This window comes from Bradyrhizobium sp., assembly GCF_016219575.1.
GTDB lineage: Bacteria > Pseudomonadota > Alphaproteobacteria > Rhizobiales > Xanthobacteraceae > Bradyrhizobium.
Genome location: NZ_JACRMG010000029.1, coordinates 1 through 16,942, shown reverse-complemented (window position 1 = coordinate 16,942; position 16,942 = coordinate 1). Strand labels below are relative to the sequence as shown.

General features: G+C 64.5%; 22 protein-coding genes. 10 read left to right on the top strand and 12 right to left on the bottom strand.

What is annotated here, in order from left to right; translation table 11 throughout:
- The first annotated feature begins 15 nt into the window (after positions 1–15).
- Genes HZB49_RS22705 through HZB49_RS22695 form a run of 3 tightly spaced genes read left to right on the top strand, consistent with a single transcriptional unit; the run spans position 16 to position 1,468 of the window.
- Complete coding sequence (locus tag HZB49_RS22705; protein ID WP_291615374.1) at positions 16–363, top strand: MmcQ/YjbR family DNA-binding protein; 348 nt, start codon at positions 16–18, stop codon at positions 361–363.
- Between the two features lie 10 nt (positions 364–373).
- Complete coding sequence (locus HZB49_RS22700) at positions 374–805, top strand: DoxX family protein (protein WP_291615372.1); 432 nt, start codon at positions 374–376, stop codon at positions 803–805.
- A 60-nt stretch (positions 806–865) separates the two neighbouring features.
- A complete protein-coding gene (locus HZB49_RS22695; protein ID WP_291615370.1) occupies positions 866–1,468 on the top strand; it encodes an MSMEG_1061 family FMN-dependent PPOX-type flavoprotein in 603 nt (200 codons plus the stop codon).
- A gap of 165 nt (positions 1,469–1,633) precedes the next feature.
- Here the strand turns inward: HZB49_RS22695 and bfr are convergent, their stop codons facing one another.
- From bfr to HZB49_RS22680, 3 genes are all read right to left on the bottom strand, one after another.
- Positions 1,634–2,119 (bottom strand): bacterioferritin, encoded by a 486-nt coding sequence (bfr, locus tag HZB49_RS22690; protein WP_291615368.1) that lies wholly within the window; start codon positions 2,117–2,119, stop codon positions 1,634–1,636.
- A gap of 135 nt (positions 2,120–2,254) precedes the next feature.
- A complete protein-coding gene (locus tag HZB49_RS22685) occupies positions 2,255–2,518 on the bottom strand; it encodes a (2Fe-2S)-binding protein (protein ID WP_291615785.1) in 264 nt (87 codons plus the stop codon).
- Between the two features lie 165 nt (positions 2,519–2,683).
- Positions 2,684–2,992: a hypothetical protein gene (locus HZB49_RS22680; RefSeq protein ID WP_291615367.1), complete on the bottom strand. Its 309-nt coding sequence runs from the start codon at positions 2,990–2,992 to the stop codon at positions 2,684–2,686.
- Positions 2,993–3,150: 158 nt separating this feature from the next.
- On the opposite strand from HZB49_RS22680, the gene HZB49_RS22675 reads away from it, so the two are divergent.
- Positions 3,151–3,414 carry a hypothetical protein gene (locus tag HZB49_RS22675; RefSeq protein WP_291615365.1) on the top strand — a complete coding sequence of 88 codons (264 nt, stop codon included), beginning with the start codon at positions 3,151–3,153 and terminating at the stop codon, positions 3,412–3,414.
- A 224-nt stretch (positions 3,415–3,638) separates the two neighbouring features.
- Positions 3,639–3,911, top strand: coding sequence for a hypothetical protein (locus HZB49_RS22670; protein ID WP_291615363.1), 273 nt, complete (start codon positions 3,639–3,641; stop codon positions 3,909–3,911).
- A gap of 86 nt (positions 3,912–3,997) precedes the next feature.
- Here the strand turns inward: HZB49_RS22670 and HZB49_RS22665 are convergent, their stop codons facing one another.
- From HZB49_RS22665 to ettA, 3 genes are all read right to left on the bottom strand, one after another.
- Entirely contained in the window at positions 3,998–5,203 is a 1,206-nt protein-coding gene (locus HZB49_RS22665; protein ID WP_291615361.1) for a lytic murein transglycosylase, read from the bottom strand.
- Between the two features lie 47 nt (positions 5,204–5,250).
- Positions 5,251–5,829: a TIGR00645 family protein gene (locus tag HZB49_RS22660; RefSeq protein WP_291615359.1), complete on the bottom strand. Its 579-nt coding sequence runs from the start codon at positions 5,827–5,829 to the stop codon at positions 5,251–5,253.
- A gap of 137 nt (positions 5,830–5,966) precedes the next feature.
- On the bottom strand, positions 5,967–7,616 hold the full coding sequence (gene ettA, locus HZB49_RS22655; RefSeq protein ID WP_291615357.1) for an energy-dependent translational throttle protein EttA: 1,650 nt from the start codon (positions 7,614–7,616) through the stop codon (positions 5,967–5,969).
- A 266-nt stretch (positions 7,617–7,882) separates the two neighbouring features.
- Between ettA and HZB49_RS22650 the strand changes: the two genes are divergently transcribed.
- Together HZB49_RS22650 and HZB49_RS22645 are read left to right on the top strand one after the other, a co-directional pair.
- Positions 7,883–8,077, top strand: coding sequence for a hypothetical protein (locus tag HZB49_RS22650; protein WP_291615355.1), 195 nt, complete (start codon positions 7,883–7,885; stop codon positions 8,075–8,077).
- A gap of 137 nt (positions 8,078–8,214) precedes the next feature.
- Positions 8,215–9,177 carry a D-2-hydroxyacid dehydrogenase family protein gene (locus tag HZB49_RS22645; RefSeq protein WP_291615353.1) on the top strand — a complete coding sequence of 321 codons (963 nt, stop codon included), beginning with the start codon at positions 8,215–8,217 and terminating at the stop codon, positions 9,175–9,177.
- A gap of 215 nt (positions 9,178–9,392) precedes the next feature.
- Here HZB49_RS22645 and HZB49_RS22640 read toward each other — a convergent pair whose 3' ends face one another.
- Positions 9,393–10,184 carry a creatininase family protein gene (locus HZB49_RS22640; protein ID WP_291615351.1) on the bottom strand — a complete coding sequence of 264 codons (792 nt, stop codon included), beginning with the start codon at positions 10,182–10,184 and terminating at the stop codon, positions 9,393–9,395.
- A gap of 114 nt (positions 10,185–10,298) precedes the next feature.
- Positions 10,299–11,534: a L,D-transpeptidase gene (locus HZB49_RS22635; protein ID WP_291615350.1), complete on the bottom strand. Its 1,236-nt coding sequence runs from the start codon at positions 11,532–11,534 to the stop codon at positions 10,299–10,301.
- Positions 11,535–11,806: 272 nt separating this feature from the next.
- Here HZB49_RS22635 and HZB49_RS22630 point away from each other — a divergent pair, with 272 nt between their 5' ends.
- Positions 11,807–12,664 carry a hypothetical protein gene (locus HZB49_RS22630; RefSeq protein ID WP_291615347.1) on the top strand — a complete coding sequence of 286 codons (858 nt, stop codon included), beginning with the start codon at positions 11,807–11,809 and terminating at the stop codon, positions 12,662–12,664.
- 74 nt (positions 12,665–12,738) lie between these two features.
- Here HZB49_RS22630 and sseA read toward each other — a convergent pair whose 3' ends face one another.
- The 3 genes from sseA to HZB49_RS22615 all read right to left on the bottom strand — a co-directional run bounded on the left by sseA (position 12,739) and on the right by HZB49_RS22615 (position 15,451).
- A complete protein-coding gene (sseA, locus tag HZB49_RS22625) occupies positions 12,739–13,590 on the bottom strand; it encodes a 3-mercaptopyruvate sulfurtransferase (RefSeq protein WP_291615346.1) in 852 nt (283 codons plus the stop codon).
- Between the two features lie 131 nt (positions 13,591–13,721).
- Positions 13,722–14,135, bottom strand: coding sequence for a rhodanese-like domain-containing protein (locus HZB49_RS22620; protein WP_291615343.1), 414 nt, complete (start codon positions 14,133–14,135; stop codon positions 13,722–13,724).
- 140 nt (positions 14,136–14,275) lie between these two features.
- On the bottom strand, positions 14,276–15,451 hold the full coding sequence (locus tag HZB49_RS22615) for a VWA domain-containing protein (RefSeq protein ID WP_291615342.1): 1,176 nt from the start codon (positions 15,449–15,451) through the stop codon (positions 14,276–14,278).
- A 123-nt stretch (positions 15,452–15,574) separates the two neighbouring features.
- Here HZB49_RS22615 and HZB49_RS22610 point away from each other — a divergent pair, with 123 nt between their 5' ends.
- Positions 15,575–15,820: a GlsB/YeaQ/YmgE family stress response membrane protein gene (locus HZB49_RS22610; protein WP_291615340.1), complete on the top strand. Its 246-nt coding sequence runs from the start codon at positions 15,575–15,577 to the stop codon at positions 15,818–15,820.
- 113 nt (positions 15,821–15,933) lie between these two features.
- The gene (locus tag HZB49_RS22605) at positions 15,934–16,776 is read left to right on the top strand and encodes a MoxR family ATPase (protein ID WP_291615338.1); all 843 of its coding nucleotides are present in this window, start codon (positions 15,934–15,936) and stop codon (positions 16,774–16,776) included.
- 37 nt (positions 16,777–16,813) lie between these two features.
- On the opposite strand, the gene HZB49_RS30100 is transcribed toward HZB49_RS22605, so the two are convergent.
- Entirely contained in the window at positions 16,814–16,927 is a 114-nt protein-coding gene (locus HZB49_RS30100; RefSeq protein WP_365858028.1) for a hypothetical protein, read from the bottom strand.
- Between the last annotated feature and the right edge of the window lie 15 nt (positions 16,928–16,942).

Sequence of the window (16,942 nt, the reverse complement as noted above, 5' to 3'; positions counted from 1 at the left end):
CGGTGATGTGAGAAAATGTCCGCAGCCCGCTTCCGCAAGATCGCCCTTGGCCTGCCCGACGCACTCGAAGGCGCGCATCACGGCAAGACCGATTTTCGCGTCAGGAAGCGCATCTTCGCGACCCTCGGCTATCCCGACGCAGACTGGGGCATGGTCAAGCTCACGCCCGAGCAGCAATCGGTGCTGGTCGAGGCGGAGCCGGAAATCTTTCGCCCCGTACCCGGCGCGTGGGGCAAGGGCGGCGCCACCAATGTGCGGCTCGCGAAAGCCGATGCCACGACCCTGAAGAGCGCGCTGACCATGGCCTGGCGCAACATCGCGGAAAAGCCGCCGGCAAAATCGCGCGCGGCAAGGAAAACCTGAAGGCAGGCGAATGGCAACATCGAACGAAGCGGTTCGCGCCATCCTGCGCTGGGTACTTGCGGCATTCTATGCCGCAGCCGGGATCGCTCACCTCGCGGTGCCGGACAAGCTGCTGGCCATCACGCCGTCATGGGTGCCCTTGGCGCCGCAGGTGATTCTCATCACCGGCCTGTGCGAACTCGCGGGAGCCGTCGCGCTCGTGACGAGGCCATTGCGCTGGTGGGCCGGGGTCGCATTGGCGGCCTATGCACTCTGCGTGTGGCCTGCCAATTTCAAGCACGCCATCGACGGCATCGAACTGCCCTATATCGCCAGCAGCTGGTGGTATCACGGACCGCGGCTGGCGTTTCAACCGGTGATCATCTGGTGCTCGCTGTACTGCGCCGGCGTGATCGACTGGCCGTGGCGGCGGCACAGCAGGACTATTCCAGGCGATGGCTGATGGTCCTTGGAACCGAGCAATGATATCTTTCGCCAACATGGACTCGAGCGGAGACAGAACGTGACCGACACCGCATCCTGCGACCTCGCCTCGATCTATCCCAAGCCATCGGAGCGCGTGCTGGCCAAGGCGCGGCCCTCGCTCGATGCGCATTCGAAGAAGTTCATCGAGATGTCGCCGTTCTGCGTGCTCGCAACGTCAGGCTCCGACGGCAGCGTCGACGCCTCGCCGCGCGGCGGCACGCCGGGCTTCGTCCATGTCGCAGGCGCCAACAGCCTGCTGATGCCCGACCGCTCCGGCAACAACCGCATCGACAGTTTTCGCAATATCGTCGAGGGATCCGGCCTGCTGCAGCTGATCTTCTTCGTGCCCGGCATCGACGAGACGCTGCGCGTCGGCGGCCGCGGAACGCTGACGGCCGACCCCGACGTGATGGCTGACATGGTGGAGTTCGGCAAGCCGCCGCGCGCGGTGCTCGCGATCGAGGTCAGGGAAGCCTATTTCCACTGCGGCAAGGCGCTGATGCGCTCGAAGCTGTGGAGCGCGGAGCGGGTCGAGCGCAAGGTGATGCCCTCGATCGGCGAGGTGATCCACGACCAGACCGGCCTCGGCGAGCGGGAAAGCCAGGAGGTGATCTACGAGCGCTACAAGACGCAGCTGTAGCGACAGCCAAGCATTGAATGATATACTGCGTCATGGCCGGGCTCGTCCCGGCCATCCACGTCTTTGCAGCAGCACGAAGAGAATTCGTGGATGCCCGGGACAAGCCCGGGCATGACGTGTGGTGATAGTGTTGCGAAGTCGTTCGCGCTAGCCCGCAAGCCCCGCTCAGCTCTCGGCTTCGAGCCCGCCAATATGCTTCTGGGTGTAGAGTTCGAGGCCGACGCGCTTGATCAGGTCGAGCTGCGTCTCGAGGAAGTCGATGTGGTGCTCCTCGTCCTTCATCAGGCTCTCGAACAGGTCGCGCGAGACGTAGTCCTTGACGCCATGGCAGTAGGTCGCGGCTTCCTGGTACAGCGCCCGCGCAGAGTGCTCGGCGGCGAGGTCGCACTCGATGATCTCCTTGACGTTCTGGCCGATGCGCAGGGGATCGAGCACCTGCATGTTGGGGAAGCCGTCGAGGAACAGGATGCGGTCGGTGAACTTGTCGGCGTGCTGCATCTCCTCGATGCTCTCCTTGCGCCAGACCTTGGCCATCTCCAGGAGGCCCCAGTTGTTCAGGATCCGGTAGTGCAGCCAGTACTGGTTGATCGCCGTCAGCTCGTGCCGCAGCCCCTTGTTCAGGTAGTCGATGACCTTGGCGTCGCCCTGCATGATGCACTCCAGCGTTTGCGGCCTGCTTCCGGCCGGAATCATAGTTTAGAACGCTTCTAAATGAGAAACAGGGCAAGGGCAACCGTCCCGCCCGGAACCCGCGGTGCGACCGATTGGACCGGAATTTCGGGGACTTCAGGCCGCCGCGAGGGCGTATTCGACCTGAACTTCGACTTCGACCTCTTCCGCCTCATGCCGGCAACCGGCGCAGCAAGCCTCAGCACAGGGGCCGAGGGTTTCGTCGATGATGGTCTTGATGGTGCGGGCGCAGCGGCCGCATTCGACGTTGCGACCAAGGCAATCATAGACCTGCTTGGCGCTGCGCGGCAGGTCCGAGGACGCATTCACGGCGTTGCGGACATCATGGTCGCTCAGGACGTTGCAGGAACAGACGATCATGAAGCCGGCGAGCCCTTTGGGTGATGCTTGCTGACCCATCGATATTGAAGGCAGCAACGCGATGCAAAGGAAAAGCTAGAGCTTTTTAGCAATTCCAAACTGATGCATATCAAACCTAGAACGAGTCTAAAGAGTCGGGGGACGGAGGCGATTTGGCCGGTTCGGTTAGTCCCCGCCACCCCCGCCGCCATCTCCACCGCCGCCCCCGTCGCTGCTGCAACTGCTGTCGCCGCCGCTGAAAAACGAAGAGGAGTTCGATGTGCAGGAATCGTCGGACGAGGATGAAGAACTGCCGCCGAACCAGTTGAGCAGGCCGAAGCCGTCATTGCCGGACGAGACGCCGCTGGCGTCGGTGGTTGCACTGTCGGCATAGGCCCGGCGCCGGTCGCGCATGCGGTCCGAGCGTAGCATCAGCATGAGGAAGATCGCCGAGCCGATGCCGACCGCGATGAAGAAGCCCATAATGCCGCTCATGGCCGGTTTCCGCCGAGAATCGAGGTGCCGCGCCGATATCCGCGGCCGCCATGTTTGTCGCCAGATCCAGAGGGAGCGTTCATTGAACATTCCATCCGGATATGGAACTTTCACACCGGCAATTTGCTGGTCATCGGGACCATGAAACAGGTGAAGTCATGAGGAAATCCTTGCAGGCGCTTGCCGCCATTGCCGCCCTCGCCGGCTCTGTCGTCGCGGCATCCGCCCCCGCTCATGCCCAGCGCTATTATTACGGCCCAGGCTACTATTACGGCCCGGGCTATTACTATCCGCCGCAAAGCTACTACTACAACGGCGCGCCGGCCCCTGTGGCCGATCCCGCCGGCCCCTGCTACTGGCAGCGCCAGCGCTTCTGGGACGGTGTCGGCTGGCGGTTCCGCAGCGTCAGGGTCTGCGGATAAGTCCCGTTCATCTTCATTAAATCGCGCAGGACACCCCGGGAAACACCAGTATTCCCCCGGCATCTGCCGCAAGTGGCCAGAAAAAGCCGCCTTTTCCGGCCATTGACCATTTGCGTTTACTTTCGGTTGACCGTTCTGCGCTTCCCTTGCGGGAACGACCTACTCGAAGACAGCGTGCGAATAGCAAAACCCGGCGCCGCGATGCGCCCCTCCAGGAGCAGGACATGAAGAAGACATTTGCCGCCATGGTTGCGGTCGCCACCATTGCCGCCTCGCTGAGTGCGACGCCGGCTCATGCGCAGCGCGGTATCGCCGCGGGCGTGGCGGCCGGCCTGATCGGCGGCGCCATCGTCGGTGGCGCGATTGCCGCCAGCCGCCCGGCCTATGCCGCGCCGGCGCCGGTCTATGTGGATGAATATCCGGCCTGCCGCATGGTGCGCGAGCGCTTCTGGGACGGCTATGGCTGGCGCGTCCGCCGCTACGAGGTCTGCAACTAGGCGGCCTTCCAGCGCGACCATTCCGCGCTCCAATTCAAACCCGGCCGGCAACGGCCGGGTTTTTCATTGCGCGTAGCGCGGGGACGCTATCGTGTCGCGCTCATGGACTGCAGCACCGCTTCGCTGGGCCAGCAATCGACCTTGATGCCTGCGGACTTCTGATAGGCGCCGAGCGCCGCACGGGTCAGCATCCCCGCCTTGCCGTCGATCTTGTCCTTGTAGAGACCGATGCGCGTCAGATGCTTCTGCATTGCCTCCACCGATGTCGTGCGCAATTGCGTCGAGGCCGACCACGGCGTCGCAAAGGGCTGCGGGCTCGTCATGCGATCGCTGAGGTGGCCGACGAACAGCACATAGAGATCCGAGAAATTGTATTCCTTGATGACAAAGTAATTCTTCGTGGTCAGGAATGACGGACCGTAGATGCCCTCGGGCTGCAGCAGCGAGGCCGGCTGCGCCTGCTCGGCCGCGGAAAGTTTTTGCCCGCGCACCGGCACGAAGCCTGCGCGCAGCCATTCGCCGATCGGCCGCTGTACCTCGGGGGTGCCCATGGTGCAGTCGACATTGGCGGGCGCGCGCACCTCATAGGCCCAGCGCAGGCCGCCCTGCCAGCCCTTGTTGACGAGTTGCTTCGCGGCAGAGGCCAGCGCATCCGGAACCGAATGCCAGATATCGACGCGGCCGTCGCCGTCGAGATCGACGCCATGCTTGTAATATTCCGACGGCAGGAACTGCGTCAGCCCCGTTGCGCCCGCCCAGGACGAGCGGAACGTCTTGCGCGTCACCACGCCCTCGCCAAGCAGTTTCAACGCGAGAATGAATTCACCGCGGTACTGGTCCTTGCGCCGCCCGACAAAGGCCTGCGTCGCCACCACACGCAGCGTGTCATGCGGCAGCGCATAGCGGCCGTAATCGGTCTCGCGGCCCCAAATCGCCAGCACGATCGTTGCCGGCACGCCGAACTGTTGTTCGATCTGATCCAGCGCCGCGCGATGCTTCTGCATCAGCCGCTGTCCCTCGGATGCAAGCCGCGCGATGGTTTTTTCCCTGACATAGTCGGCCGGCACCTGCACGAACTCGGCCTGTGACGGCGCGCCGGTGGCCGGCCGTCCCGGCAGGATCAGGTCGGGCAGCTTGTAGTCCGGCTCCAGTCCACGGGTCTCGCGATCGAACGTCGCGCGCGACACGCCCGCGGCCTGCGCCTCCGGCCACAGCGAGGCGATGAACTGCGCGAACGCGGCGTCAGCTGCGCGGGCGGGCGACACGTTGAAGGCGGTCGCGACCGCAAACATTGTGGCTATCGCATGCTCACGCAAACCCATAGCCCAGTCGACCCCTGTCAGTGCGAGGCGGCGCGCCTGGCCTCATCTTGCGCGATATTCGATATGCGGTCGACATAGGCGATGCCGATCGCCGAGAGGATGAACACCGTGTGGATGATGGTCTGCCACATAACGCCGGTTTCGGTGTAGGCGGTCTTGCCCGCCGCCAGCCCGCCGGCCTCGATGAAGGTGCGCAGCAGGTGGATCGAGGAGATGCCGATGATAGCCATCGCCAGCTTGATCTTCAGCACGCTGGCATTGACGTGGCTGAGCCATTCCGGCTCGTCGGGGTGACCTTGCAGGTTGAGGCGGGAGACGAAGGTCTCGTAGCCGCCGACGATCACCATCACCAGCAGGTTCGAGATCATGACCACGTCGATCAGGCCCAGCACCGCCAGCATGATCTGCTGCTCGCTGAAATCGAAGGAGTGCAGGAAGAGATGCCACAGCTCCTTGAGGAACAGCACGACGTAAATGCCCTGCGCCACGATCAGGCCGACATAGAGCGGCAATTGCAGCCATCGCGATCCGAAGATCAGCATAGGAACGGGGCCGAGGGATTTCCTCTTCGGCAAAACTTCTGACGTGGCGGACATGTTTGGGAACAGTTCGAAAGGGTTGAGGAAGGAAGCTCTTATCTACTCAATCTGGTCTGCATGGGAAGCGACAACTGGCCGCAGCGGCCTGCCATAAAGTTGTCGGCAGCAGGCGGCGAGCAGCTGGCGCCGCAGGATCACCGCGTCAGCTTCTTGTACTTCAGCCGGTGCGGGATGATGCTGTCCTGGCCGAGCCTTCGCATCTTGTCCTTTTCGTAGTCCTGGAAGTTGCCCTCGAACCATTCAACATGGCTGTCGCCCTCGAAGGCGAGGATGTGCGTGGCGATGCGGTCGAGGAACCAGCGGTCGTGGCTGATGATCACGGCGCAGCCGGCGAAATCCTCCAGCGCCTCTTCCAGAGCGCGCAGCGTGTCGACGTCGAGGTCATTGGTCGGTTCGTCCAGCAGCAGCACGTTGGCGCCGGACTTCAGCATCTTGGCCAGATGCACGCGGTTGCGCTCGCCGCCGGAGAGCGCGCCGACCTTCTTCTGCTGGTCGGCGCCCTTGAAGTTGAACGCAGAGCAATAGCCGCGGGAATTGACTTCCTTCTTGCCGAGCAGGATCAGCTCATTGCCGCCGGAAATCTCCTCCCACACCGACTTCTTGCCGTCGAGCGCGTCGCGCGACTGGTCGACATAGCCGAGGTGCACGGTCTCGCCTACGGTGATGGTGCCCTTGTCGGGCTTCTCCTGCCCGGTGATCATGCGGAACAGCGTGGTCTTGCCGGCGCCGTTCGGACCGATCACGCCGACGATGCCGCCGGGCGGCAGCTTGAAGGTGAGATCGTCGATCAGCTCCTTGTCGCCGAAACCTTTGCTGAGGTGCTCGAAGTCGACGACGTTGGCGCCGAGCCGCTCGGCGACGGGGATGATGATCTGTGCGGTCGTGGTCTGCTTCTCGCTCGCCTGCTTCAGCAGCTCCTCGTAGCGCTGGTAACGCGCCTTGGACTTGGCCTGGCGCGCCTTGGGCGAGGACGCGATCCACTCCTGCTCGCGCGCCAGCGTGCGCTGATGGGCGGCATCCTCGCGGCCTTCCTGCTCCAGCCGCTTCTGCTTCTGCACCAGCCAGGAGGAGTAATTGCCCTCATAGGGAATGCCGCGGCCGCGGTCGAGCTCGAGGATCCAGCCGGTGACATTGTCGAGGAAGTAGCGGTCGTGGGTAACGATCAGGATCGCGCCGGGATACTGCCTCAAGTGACCTTCCAGCCAATTCACCGACTCGGCGTCGAGATGGTTGGTCGGTTCGTCCAGCAGCAGCAATTCCGGCTGGTCGAGCAGCAGCCGGCACAGCGCGACGCGGCGGCGCTCGCCGCCGGAGAGTTTTGTCACATCGGCATCGTCGGGCGGGCAGCGCAGCGCGTCCATCGCCTGGTCGACCTTGCTGTCGAGATCCCAGAGGCCCTGCGCCTCGATCTCGTCCTGCAGCTTGGTCATCTCGTCGGCGGTCTCGTCGGAATAGTTGGCGGCGAGCTCGTTGTAGCGGTCGAGGATCGCCTTCTGCTTGGCGACGCCCTCCATGACGTTTTCACGGGCGGTCTTGCTGGCATCGAGCTGCGGTTCCTGCTCGAGATAGCCGACGCGCGCGCCCTCGGCGACCCAGGCCTCGCCGGTATATTCCTTGTCGAGCCCCGCCATGATCCGCAGCAGGGTCGATTTGCCCGAGCCGTTGACGCCGAGCACGCCGATCTTGGCGTCCGGGTAGAAGGACAAGTGGATGTTGTCGAGGACTTTGCGGGTCGGATAGCTCTTGCTCAGACCCTGCATGAAATAGACGAATTGGCGCGCCATCGCGATCCCTTGGAAACCCTTGGATTTGGGGAAAATTTGCTGCCGTTGACATAGCGGCGCAGCGGCCAAAGGGCAACCGCGGGAACTCGTTTTCCCTCCGTTCACCACGGATGATTACGGGACCGACACCATAGGGAAAGCCCATCCCTACAATTGAAACCAACTTTTAATGAATCGGGCCAAAGCTCGGTTTCAGCGCGGCGAAACACGCCCCAGAGCAAGAAAAGGGGCAACAAAAGCCGCGGTGAAACAACGGGTCTTGCGTCATGGCTACGATCACCTCTGTATCCCCCGCTCCGGCCGCCGGCCACATGGCGCCGGAAAAGCCGCTCGCCGAATTCCGCGCCTTCTGGCGTGCCTTCTTCGCCAGGGCCTTCAACCCCTACCGACCGGAACTGCACTACATGCGCGGCCCGGGCCCGGCCTGGCGCGCCAAGCATATGCGCTCCCCGGGCGGGTAAGGGGACGGCCTCCCTCCGAGTTTTGAGCCGCTTCGCCCCGCCCGCGCGCTTGCGCGAGGCACGATTGCGCGCGACCATGGCGGCCTCTCCCGGCGGCGCCATCTGCGCCGTCATCCCTTGCAGAATCGGACCTCCCCATGACGCGGCTGCGCTGTGCAATCCCGGACGACTATTTCGATCTCGCTTTGTCGGTGGCGGACTGGTCCAGAATCCGCGATCGCGTCGATATCACGGTGTTCAAGGAGCCGTTCGCCAATGAGGCTGCCGCAGCACACGCCCTGAAGGATTTCGAGATCGTCTGCGCCATGCGCGAGCGCACGGCGTTTCCGCGCTCGCTGTTCACTGCGCTGCCGAAGCTGAAGCTGCTGATTACCTCGGGCATGCGCAATGCCTCGATCGACAGCGACGCCGCCAAGGACCGCAAAATCGTCTATTGCGGCACGCAATATACCCGCGACCCCACCGCACCGCTGACCATGGGCCTGATCCTGGAATTGACCCGCGGCATCGGCCGCGAGAACGCGCGCATGCATGCGGGCGAGCCCTGGCAGGTCTTTGCGGGCACCGAGATCGAGGGCAAGACGCTCGGCGTCGTTGGGCTGGGCAAGCTCGGCAGCAAGATCGCGGGCCTCGCCAAGGCGTTCGGCATGAACGTGATCGCCTGGAGCCCGAATCTGACGCCCGAGAAGTGCGCCGAAGCCGGCGTCGGCTACGCCAGCAAGGAAGAACTGTTCTCGACCGCCGACATCGTCACCGTCCATGTGGTGCTGAGCCAGCGCTCGCGCGGCCTCGTCGGCGCCGCCGATCTCGCGCGGATGAAGCCGACGGCGTATCTGGTCAACACCGCGCGTGGGCCGATCGTCGACGAGGATGCGCTGCTCGATGTGCTCAGGCAGAAGAAGATCGCCGGCGCGGGGATCGACGTGTTCTCGGTCGAGCCGTTGCCATCAGACCATCCCTTCCGCACGCTCGACAATCTCGTGCTGACCCCGCATCTCGGCTACGCGACGCGGGAAAGCCTCGGCATCCACTACAGCCAGATGGTCGACTGCATCGATGCCTTCACCAAAGGCAACGAACCGCCGCGGCGGCTGGCGTGAACCGGCGGTTTCCGCTCCCAGTCAAAAATATCGAAAACAACCCCATGCAAAGTAGCCGGTGGCCGATGGCATGAGTCCTGGACCGCATCCTGAGGAGGTGCGGTAGCGCCGTCTCGAAGGATGAATGGCACGATAGGGGCCTCATGGTTTGCCCGGCGATGCGCCCAGCATCGTCCGGAGACGCGCGAAGACGCGCTCCTCATCATGAGGGGTTGTTACCGTGGGTTGGCCCGGAACGCGCGGATCTGGTTGACGGCGTTGTCGACCTTCATGTCGAGGTAGAGCTTGCCGAGTTCGGCTGTGGCAAGCGCGGGCGAGCCCTGCACGCCGTTTGACTCATTGGCGGCCGCGATCTGGTCCTTCCTGATCCACGCATCCGCGCCGAGGAACAGGATCGCCGACGTATCGGGAATGCCGGCATGCAACTCCTTGCTGGTGATCCCGCGCCTGGCCATCAGCTCGTCGAACTGCGCGTCGGCCTTGCTGTAGAGATCGCCGACATGGAGCACGCGCCCGCCGCTCCTTTTCGATTGCGCGTCAAGCGCCTGCGCCACGCGTGCCATCTCCTCCTGGCCGCCGCCATGGTCGCCCATCAACGCCACCAGCCTGAAGCCCGCGGCGAGCGCGCTCTGCGCCACCGCGCGCACGACGCCCGCAAACACGTCCGGCGGCAAGGTCACCGAGCCGGGAAAGCGCATATGCGCGCTCTTCGCTGCGGCATCGCCGGTGATGGCAAAGGGAATGACGGGATAGACCAAGGCATCGCCGAGCTTGCCCGCGATCTGCTCGGCGCAATAGCGGGCGATGAAGTTGTGCTTGCCGATCGCCATATGCGGACCGTTCTGCTCGCTGGAGCCGACGAAGATGATCGCCGTGGTCTTGCCGTCGGCGATGGCGGCGCGCACTTCCACCCAGGTGAGGTCATCGATCCAGACCGGGCGCGGCTGCGCCAGCGCAGGCGCGGCGATGAAGGCGAACATCGCGACGAGCAGGTGCAGTTTCCTCACGGGCGCCTCCGGCGAATGGAATCACGCACGCCAGCATAAGCCCGCCGTTCTCACCAACGCATGAAAAAGCCCGCTCTCGGGCGAGAGCGGAATGAATTCGAAAGCGGTGCTGGATCAGCGGATCGTGGTCGGCGGCGGCAGCGGCGCCACCACGGTCGGTCCGGTACCGGGGACGGCGCCGACCGGAGCCGGCGGGGCCATGGCGGCCACCGGCGCGCCACCGGCGGGCGGCGCGGCATTGGCAGTCGCCGTTCCCGGCGGCGGGCCGCCGGGCATCACCACCACGCGGGTGCCGACCTTGGTGCGCTCGAAGAGGTCGGAGACGTCCTCGTTCAGCATGCCGATGCAGCCGGAGGAGACGAACTTGCCGATGGTCGAAGGCTGGTTGGTGCCGTGGATGCGATAGACCGTCGAACCCAGATACATCGCGCGCGCGCCGAGCGGATTGCCGGGGCCGCCCGCCATGAAGCGCGGCAGATAGGGCTGGCGCTCGATCATCTCGGTCGGCGGATGCCAGTCCGGCCATTCAGCCTTCTTGGTGATCTTCTGCACGCCGGTCCAGGTGAAACCGTCACGGCCGACGCGGACGCCGTAGCGCACCGCACGTCCGTTACCGAGCACGTAGTAGAGATAGGTGTTGGGCGTATCGACCACGATGGTGCCGGCCGGCTCCTTGGTGGCGAAGGCCACTTCGGTGCGGCGCAGATGCGGCGGCAGTTGCACAGCGCCCACTTCCGGCTGCTCTTCCGGCGGCAGCGCGGACAGCTGCAACGGTTTGCCGTCGGCGCCGGCCTGCGGCTGCTGCGGCACAGCACCGGTGACGGTGGGCGGCGCTGCACCAATCGCGCCCGGCGGACGCGGGAAATCTTCGTTCGAGTTGACGATGCCGGAGCCCGGGATGCGGTTGTCGCTGACCGGCGGCGCCGAGGCCGGCGGGCGGTCGGCATAGATCACCGGCGGCGGACCGGCGGGGCGGCCATAGCGGGGATCATCGGGCGACAGGATCGGGCCGGTCGGGAGCGGCGGCGGCACGTTGGAATAGACCGGGCGGCCGTAGCGCGGATCGTTCGGCGACAGCACCGGGCCGGGCGGCGGCAGCGCCGTCGAGGACTGGGCGTTCGGCGTATCGTCGTCTTCCAGCTCGTCGAAATCGGGGGCGCCGGGCCGGCGGCGTTCGTCGACCACATAACCGCCGGGCGGATAGCCGGGGTTGGCCGAATACACCGAGCCGGGGGGCACCGGATAGCTCTGGGCCAAGGCAACCGAGGTGGCTAGCGTGGTGGCGAGCAAACTTCCCGCCGCGGCGGCTGCCACTGCGGCGCCGATCGTCAGAATTCTCTTGGTCATCATCGCTCTTGTATAGACCCCAAGCCACACCGGACCGTTAACGGTCAGTGGAGGAAGATAGCGGCGCATTCAAGACAAATCAGCGAAATTCGGCCCAAATCAGGCGCTTCGTGATCGGCAGCCACCCCGGAAATGCCCGGATTGCGGCGGATTTTAACCCTCGACCCCCCGGTCTTTTCAGCCGTTCCGGCCCGTCACTTTGGCAGCAACGGTCGGGCCCGGATTGCTGTATTCTGGATTCAGCCTGATTCGCGGCGGCGAAGGCGGCTGATTCAGTGTTCACCGCGTTTCCCGAGGTCAAAAAAGCCGCTCAGGCGGAACCCGAGCCCATGCTCCCCGGAATTCGTTTTCTGCTCGCCGCGATCCTGCTGTCCATGTCCATCCTGATCTTCGGCCTCGGCGCGGCAGCCCTGCTGCGCGCCGCGCACGAGGAAGTTGCCAGCGTTCCGACGCGGCGGGTGATGCCCGAGCCGATCTTTGCGCAGCCGGCCGAGGCGCCGGCCCCGACGCTGGCCATGCTCCGCATCGAGCCGGCTGTGCCCGAGAAGGCGCCGGACCCACCGCCCGCCGCCCTGCCTGCGCCGGAAGCGATGCCGGTGCCGAACGTGGAGGCGGAAAAGCTCGCCGCGCTGAAGCTCGACGATGCCGCGGCAGCCGAAACGGCGAAGCCCGAAATCGCCGTGCAGCCAGAAATCGCGGCAAAGCCCGAGGCCGCCGCATTGGAGACGCCGCCCTCCCCGGCGGCCGAGCCCGCCGTTGCAACCGGGACGAAGGTCGCCGCGCTCGATGCGGCGCCCCCGCCGCCCGTCGAGGCCGCGCCTGCCCTGCTCGAACAAGTCGCAACACCTGCCATGATCGACCCGGGTGTCCCCGTGACGAAGACGGCGGCGCTCAGCAGCCCGGCTGCGAAGGTCGAGAAGCCGGCCGAGGCGAAGAAAGCGAGCGAGAAGCCAGATCGCGCCGAGATCAGGAAGCAGCAGCGCGCCGAGCGCGCCAAGGAGCGCCGGCGTCAGGCGGCTCGCCGCGCAAGGCTCGCGGCCCAACAGGCGGCCGCGCAGCAGGCGGCCGACCCCTTCTCGCAAACCGCGGTGCCGTCTGCGCAGCCGGCGACGACAACCACGCGTCGCCGCTAGCGTGAGATGCAACAGATTTAGACGGTATCGTTGGCTCACCTCTCCCCGCGAAAGAGCGGGGAGAGGTGAAAGCGTCAGACAGGACCGGTGGCGACCGGTGGGCCGTCGGCGGCGCCCCACTCCGTCCATGAGCCGTCATAGAGCGCCGGATTCTCGACGCCGAGGCGATAGAGCGCCAGCGTCAGCACGGCGGCGCTGATACCCGAGCCGCAGCTCGTCACGATGGGCGCATCGAGATTGACGCCGGCGCCGACAAACGCGGCACGCAACTCCTCGAGCGGCTTCATCTCGCCGGTCGCGGCGTTGAAGAGATTATTGAAGGGCAAGCTGAGGCTGCCGGGAATGTGGCCGGAGCGCAGTCCCGGCCGCGGCTCGGCGACCTTGCCCTGGTAGCGCTCATTGGAGCGGGCATCGATCACCTGCTCGGCGCGGCTCGAAAGGTTGGCGACCAGTTGCTGCATGCTGCGCACCCGCCGCGCATCGAATTTTGCCTTGAACGTCGACGGCGCAGGCGTCACCTGCCCGCTCTCGACCTTGCGCCCCTCGGCGACCCACTTCTTCAGGCCGCCATTGAGGATGCGAACGTCCTTGCCGAACGACAGGAACATCCACCAGGCGCGCGGGCCGGCCGTCCAGCCGCCGGAATCGTAGACCACGACGGTGTCGTCATTGCCGATGCCGAGCGCGCCGACGTCGCGGCCGAACTGTTCGGGGTGCGGAAACATGTGCGGCAACGGATTGGAATGATCCGACACCGCGTCGACGTCGAAGAACACCGCACCCGGAATGTGCGCGGCGAGATAGTCGTCCTTCGGCAGCGGCAGCATGCCGGGCAGCTTGGAAGTGGCGTCGACGACCTTGATGTCGGGCTTGCCGAGGTTGGCGGCCAGCCATTCGGTCGAGACGAGCGGATCGGTGGCGGTCATGAGTGCTTCTCTCGCTGTTCTCTCGATCGTCATGCCCGGGCTTGACCCGGGCATCCACGACTTCCTTGCTCGCGGCCAAGACGTGGATGGCCGGGACGAGCCCGGCCATGACGCGTGGATAGAGCGTGCCCCTACCCCTTCTTCTTCGGCTCCCACTTCTCCACCGGGCCGCCGGCGTCGCGCCAGGCGGCGAAGCCGCCGCCCATATGCGCGACCGGCTTCAGCCCCATGTCCTTGGCGGTCTTGGCGGCGAGCGCCGAGCGCAGGCCGCCGGCGCAATGGAAGACGAACTTCTTGTCTTCCTGGAATATCGCCTTGGCGTAGGGGCTCTGCGGATCGATCCAGAATTCCAGCATGCCGCGCGTGCAGGGAAAGGCGCCGGGAATGCGGCCGTCCCGCTCGATCTCGCGGGGGTCGCGGATATCGACGATGACGACGCTCTGGTCGCCGACCAGCTTGATGGCGTCGGCGGCGCTGACGGTCTCGATCTCGGCATTGGCCTCGTCGATCATCGCCTTGATGCCGCGGTGGATGTTCTGGGGCATTCTCACTCCCTTTCCTCATCCTGAGGAGCCGCGAAGCGGCGTCTCCAAGGATGCAGGCCTGTCTGTGGCCTCATGGTTCCCCAGGCGATGCGCTAGTATCGTCCTGAGACGCGCTGCGCGCTCCTCACCATGAGGGTCTTTTACCGCACCAGTTCCTTCATCGCGCTCTCCAGACCCTCGATCGTGATCGGATACATGCGGTTGGCGAACAGGCGGCGGATGATGGTGGTGGATTCAGAATAGTCCCAGTGCCGCTGCGCGACCGGGTTGAGCCACACCGCGTGCGGATAGGTGCGGATCACGCGATCGAGCCAGACCGAGCCTGCCTCCTCGTTGACGTGCTCGACCGAGCCGCCCGGCACCATGATCTCGTAGGGGCTCATCGAGGCGTCGCCGACGAACACGACCTTGTAGTCGTGCGGATATTTGTGCAGGACGTCCCAGGTCGGCGTGCGGTCGGTGAAGCGCCGCTTGTTCTGCTTCCATACGCCCTCGTAGAGGCAGTTGTGGAAGTAGAAATATTCCATGTGCTTGAATTCGGTCTTCGCCGCCGAGAACAGTTCCTCGACCTGCTCGATATGGGAATCCATCGAGCCGCCGATGTCGAAGAACACCAGCACCTTCACCGCATTGCGCCGCTCGGGACGCATGTGGACGTCGAGATAACCCTGGTTGGCGGTCTCGCGAATGGTGGTGTCGAGGTCGAGTTCGTCGGGCGCGCCGGTGCGGGCGAACTTGCGCAGGCGGCGCAGCGCGATCTTGATGTTGCGGATACCGAGCTCGACATTGCCGTCGAGATCCTTGAACTCGCGCTTGTCCCAGACCTTCACCGCGCGGTTGTTGCGGTTCTTCTCCTGGCCGATGCGCACGCCTTCGGGATTGTAGCCGTGGGCGCCGAACGGCGAGGTGCCGGCGGTGCCGATCCACTTGCTGCCGCCCTGGTGGCGGCCCTTCTGCTCCTCAAGGCGCTTCTTCAGGGTCTCCATGAGCTTGTCCCAGCCCATGGCCTCGATCTGCTTCTTCTCTTCCTCGGTGAGGTATTTTTCGGCGAGCTTCTTCAGCCACTCCTCGGGGATCTCGGCTTTGCCCATGGCGTCGAGCAGGCTCTCCAGCCCCTTGAACACCGAGCCGAACACGCGGTCGAACTTGTCGAGATTGCGCTCGTCCTTCACCAGGGTGGCGCGCGACAGATAGTAGAAATGATCCACCGACTGATCGGCGAGGTCGGCGTCGAGCGCCTCCATCAGCGTCAGATATTCGCGCAAGGTCACCGGGACCTGGGCGTCGCGGAGCGATGTGAAGAATTGCAGGAACATGGCCGACAGATTGCCCGCCGGTGGCGGAAGGTCAAGGGTGCCGGGCGCATGGCAGGCCCTAGACCGGGGCGGTTTTTCAACTAGAATTGGCCTCTCGACGGGGTATTTTGGCAGGGGTTTTCCATGAGCATCATTGCAGCTTTGATCATCGGCGCGGTTGCGGGCTGGCTGGCCGGACAGATCGTGCGCGGCGCGGGCTTCGGGCTGATCGGCAATATCGTGATCGGCATCATCGGCGCGCTGGTGGCCAGCTTCCTGCTGCCGGCGCTGGGCGTCAACCTGGGCGTCGGCTGGGTCCGCGACATCGTCAACGCCACCATTGGCGCCGTGGTCGTGCTGGTCATCCTGTCGCTGGTAAAGCGCGCCTGACGCATCCCCCCTATTCCGGCGGCGAATGCTGTTTTGAGCGGAATTTCCTGTTAAGGCAGGAGCATAGCGGCTGCGCACAAGAAACATGTATGGAACGGACTTAAGGCACCCCGATGAAATTTACCGGTACCAAGGACTACGTCGCGACCGATGACCTCAAGGTCGCGGTGAACGCCTCGATCGTGCTGGAACGTCCGCTGCTCATCAAGGGCGAGCCCGGCACCGGCAAGACGGTGCTGGCCGAGGAAGTCGCGAAAGCGCTCGGCGCGCCGCTTCTGACCTGGCACATCAAGTCCACCACCAAGGCCCAGCAGGGCCTCTACGAATACGACGCCGTGTCGCGCCTGCGCGACAGCCAGCTCGGCGACTCCAAGGTTTCCGACATCAGCAATTACATCAAGCGCGGCAAGTTGTGGGAGGCCTTCACCCATGACAAGCGCCCGGTGCTGCTGATCGACGAGATCGACAAGGCCGACATCGAATTCCCCAACGACCTGCTGCTCGAACTCGACCGCATGGAGTTCTTCGTCTACGAGACCGGCGAGAACATCAAGGCCAGCCTGCGCCCGATCGTGATGATCACCTCCAACAACGAGAAGGAACTGCCGGACGCCTTCCTGCGCCGCTGCTTCTTCCACTACATCAAGTTCCCCGACGCCGACACCATGAGCCGAATCGTCGACGTGCACTTCCCCAACATCAAGAAGCGCCTGGTGGAAGAAGCGCTGCGCATCTTCTTCGAGGTGCGCGAGGTGCCGGGCCTGAAGAAGAAGCCGTCGACGTCCGAGCTGCTCGACTGGCTGAAGCTGCTGCTCAACGAGGACATCACGCCCGAGATGCTCAGGGAGCGCGACCCGCGCAAGCTGATCCCGCCGCTGCACGGCGCCCTGCTCAAGAACGAGCAGGACGTGCATCTGTTCGAGCGGCTGGCGTTCCTGAGCCGAAGGGAAGTGTAGGCCGTCAGTCTCTCCCCGTCATTGCTGTCGATGTTCACTAATTCGCTGATTGGATCGCGGTGGTCTTGGTTTCGGCGAAGGCCTTCGGGGTTTGTCCTGCGAGGGCCTGATGGGGCCTGTGGTTGTTGTAGTAGACCAGGTACTCGAACAGTTCGTTGGCGAAGTG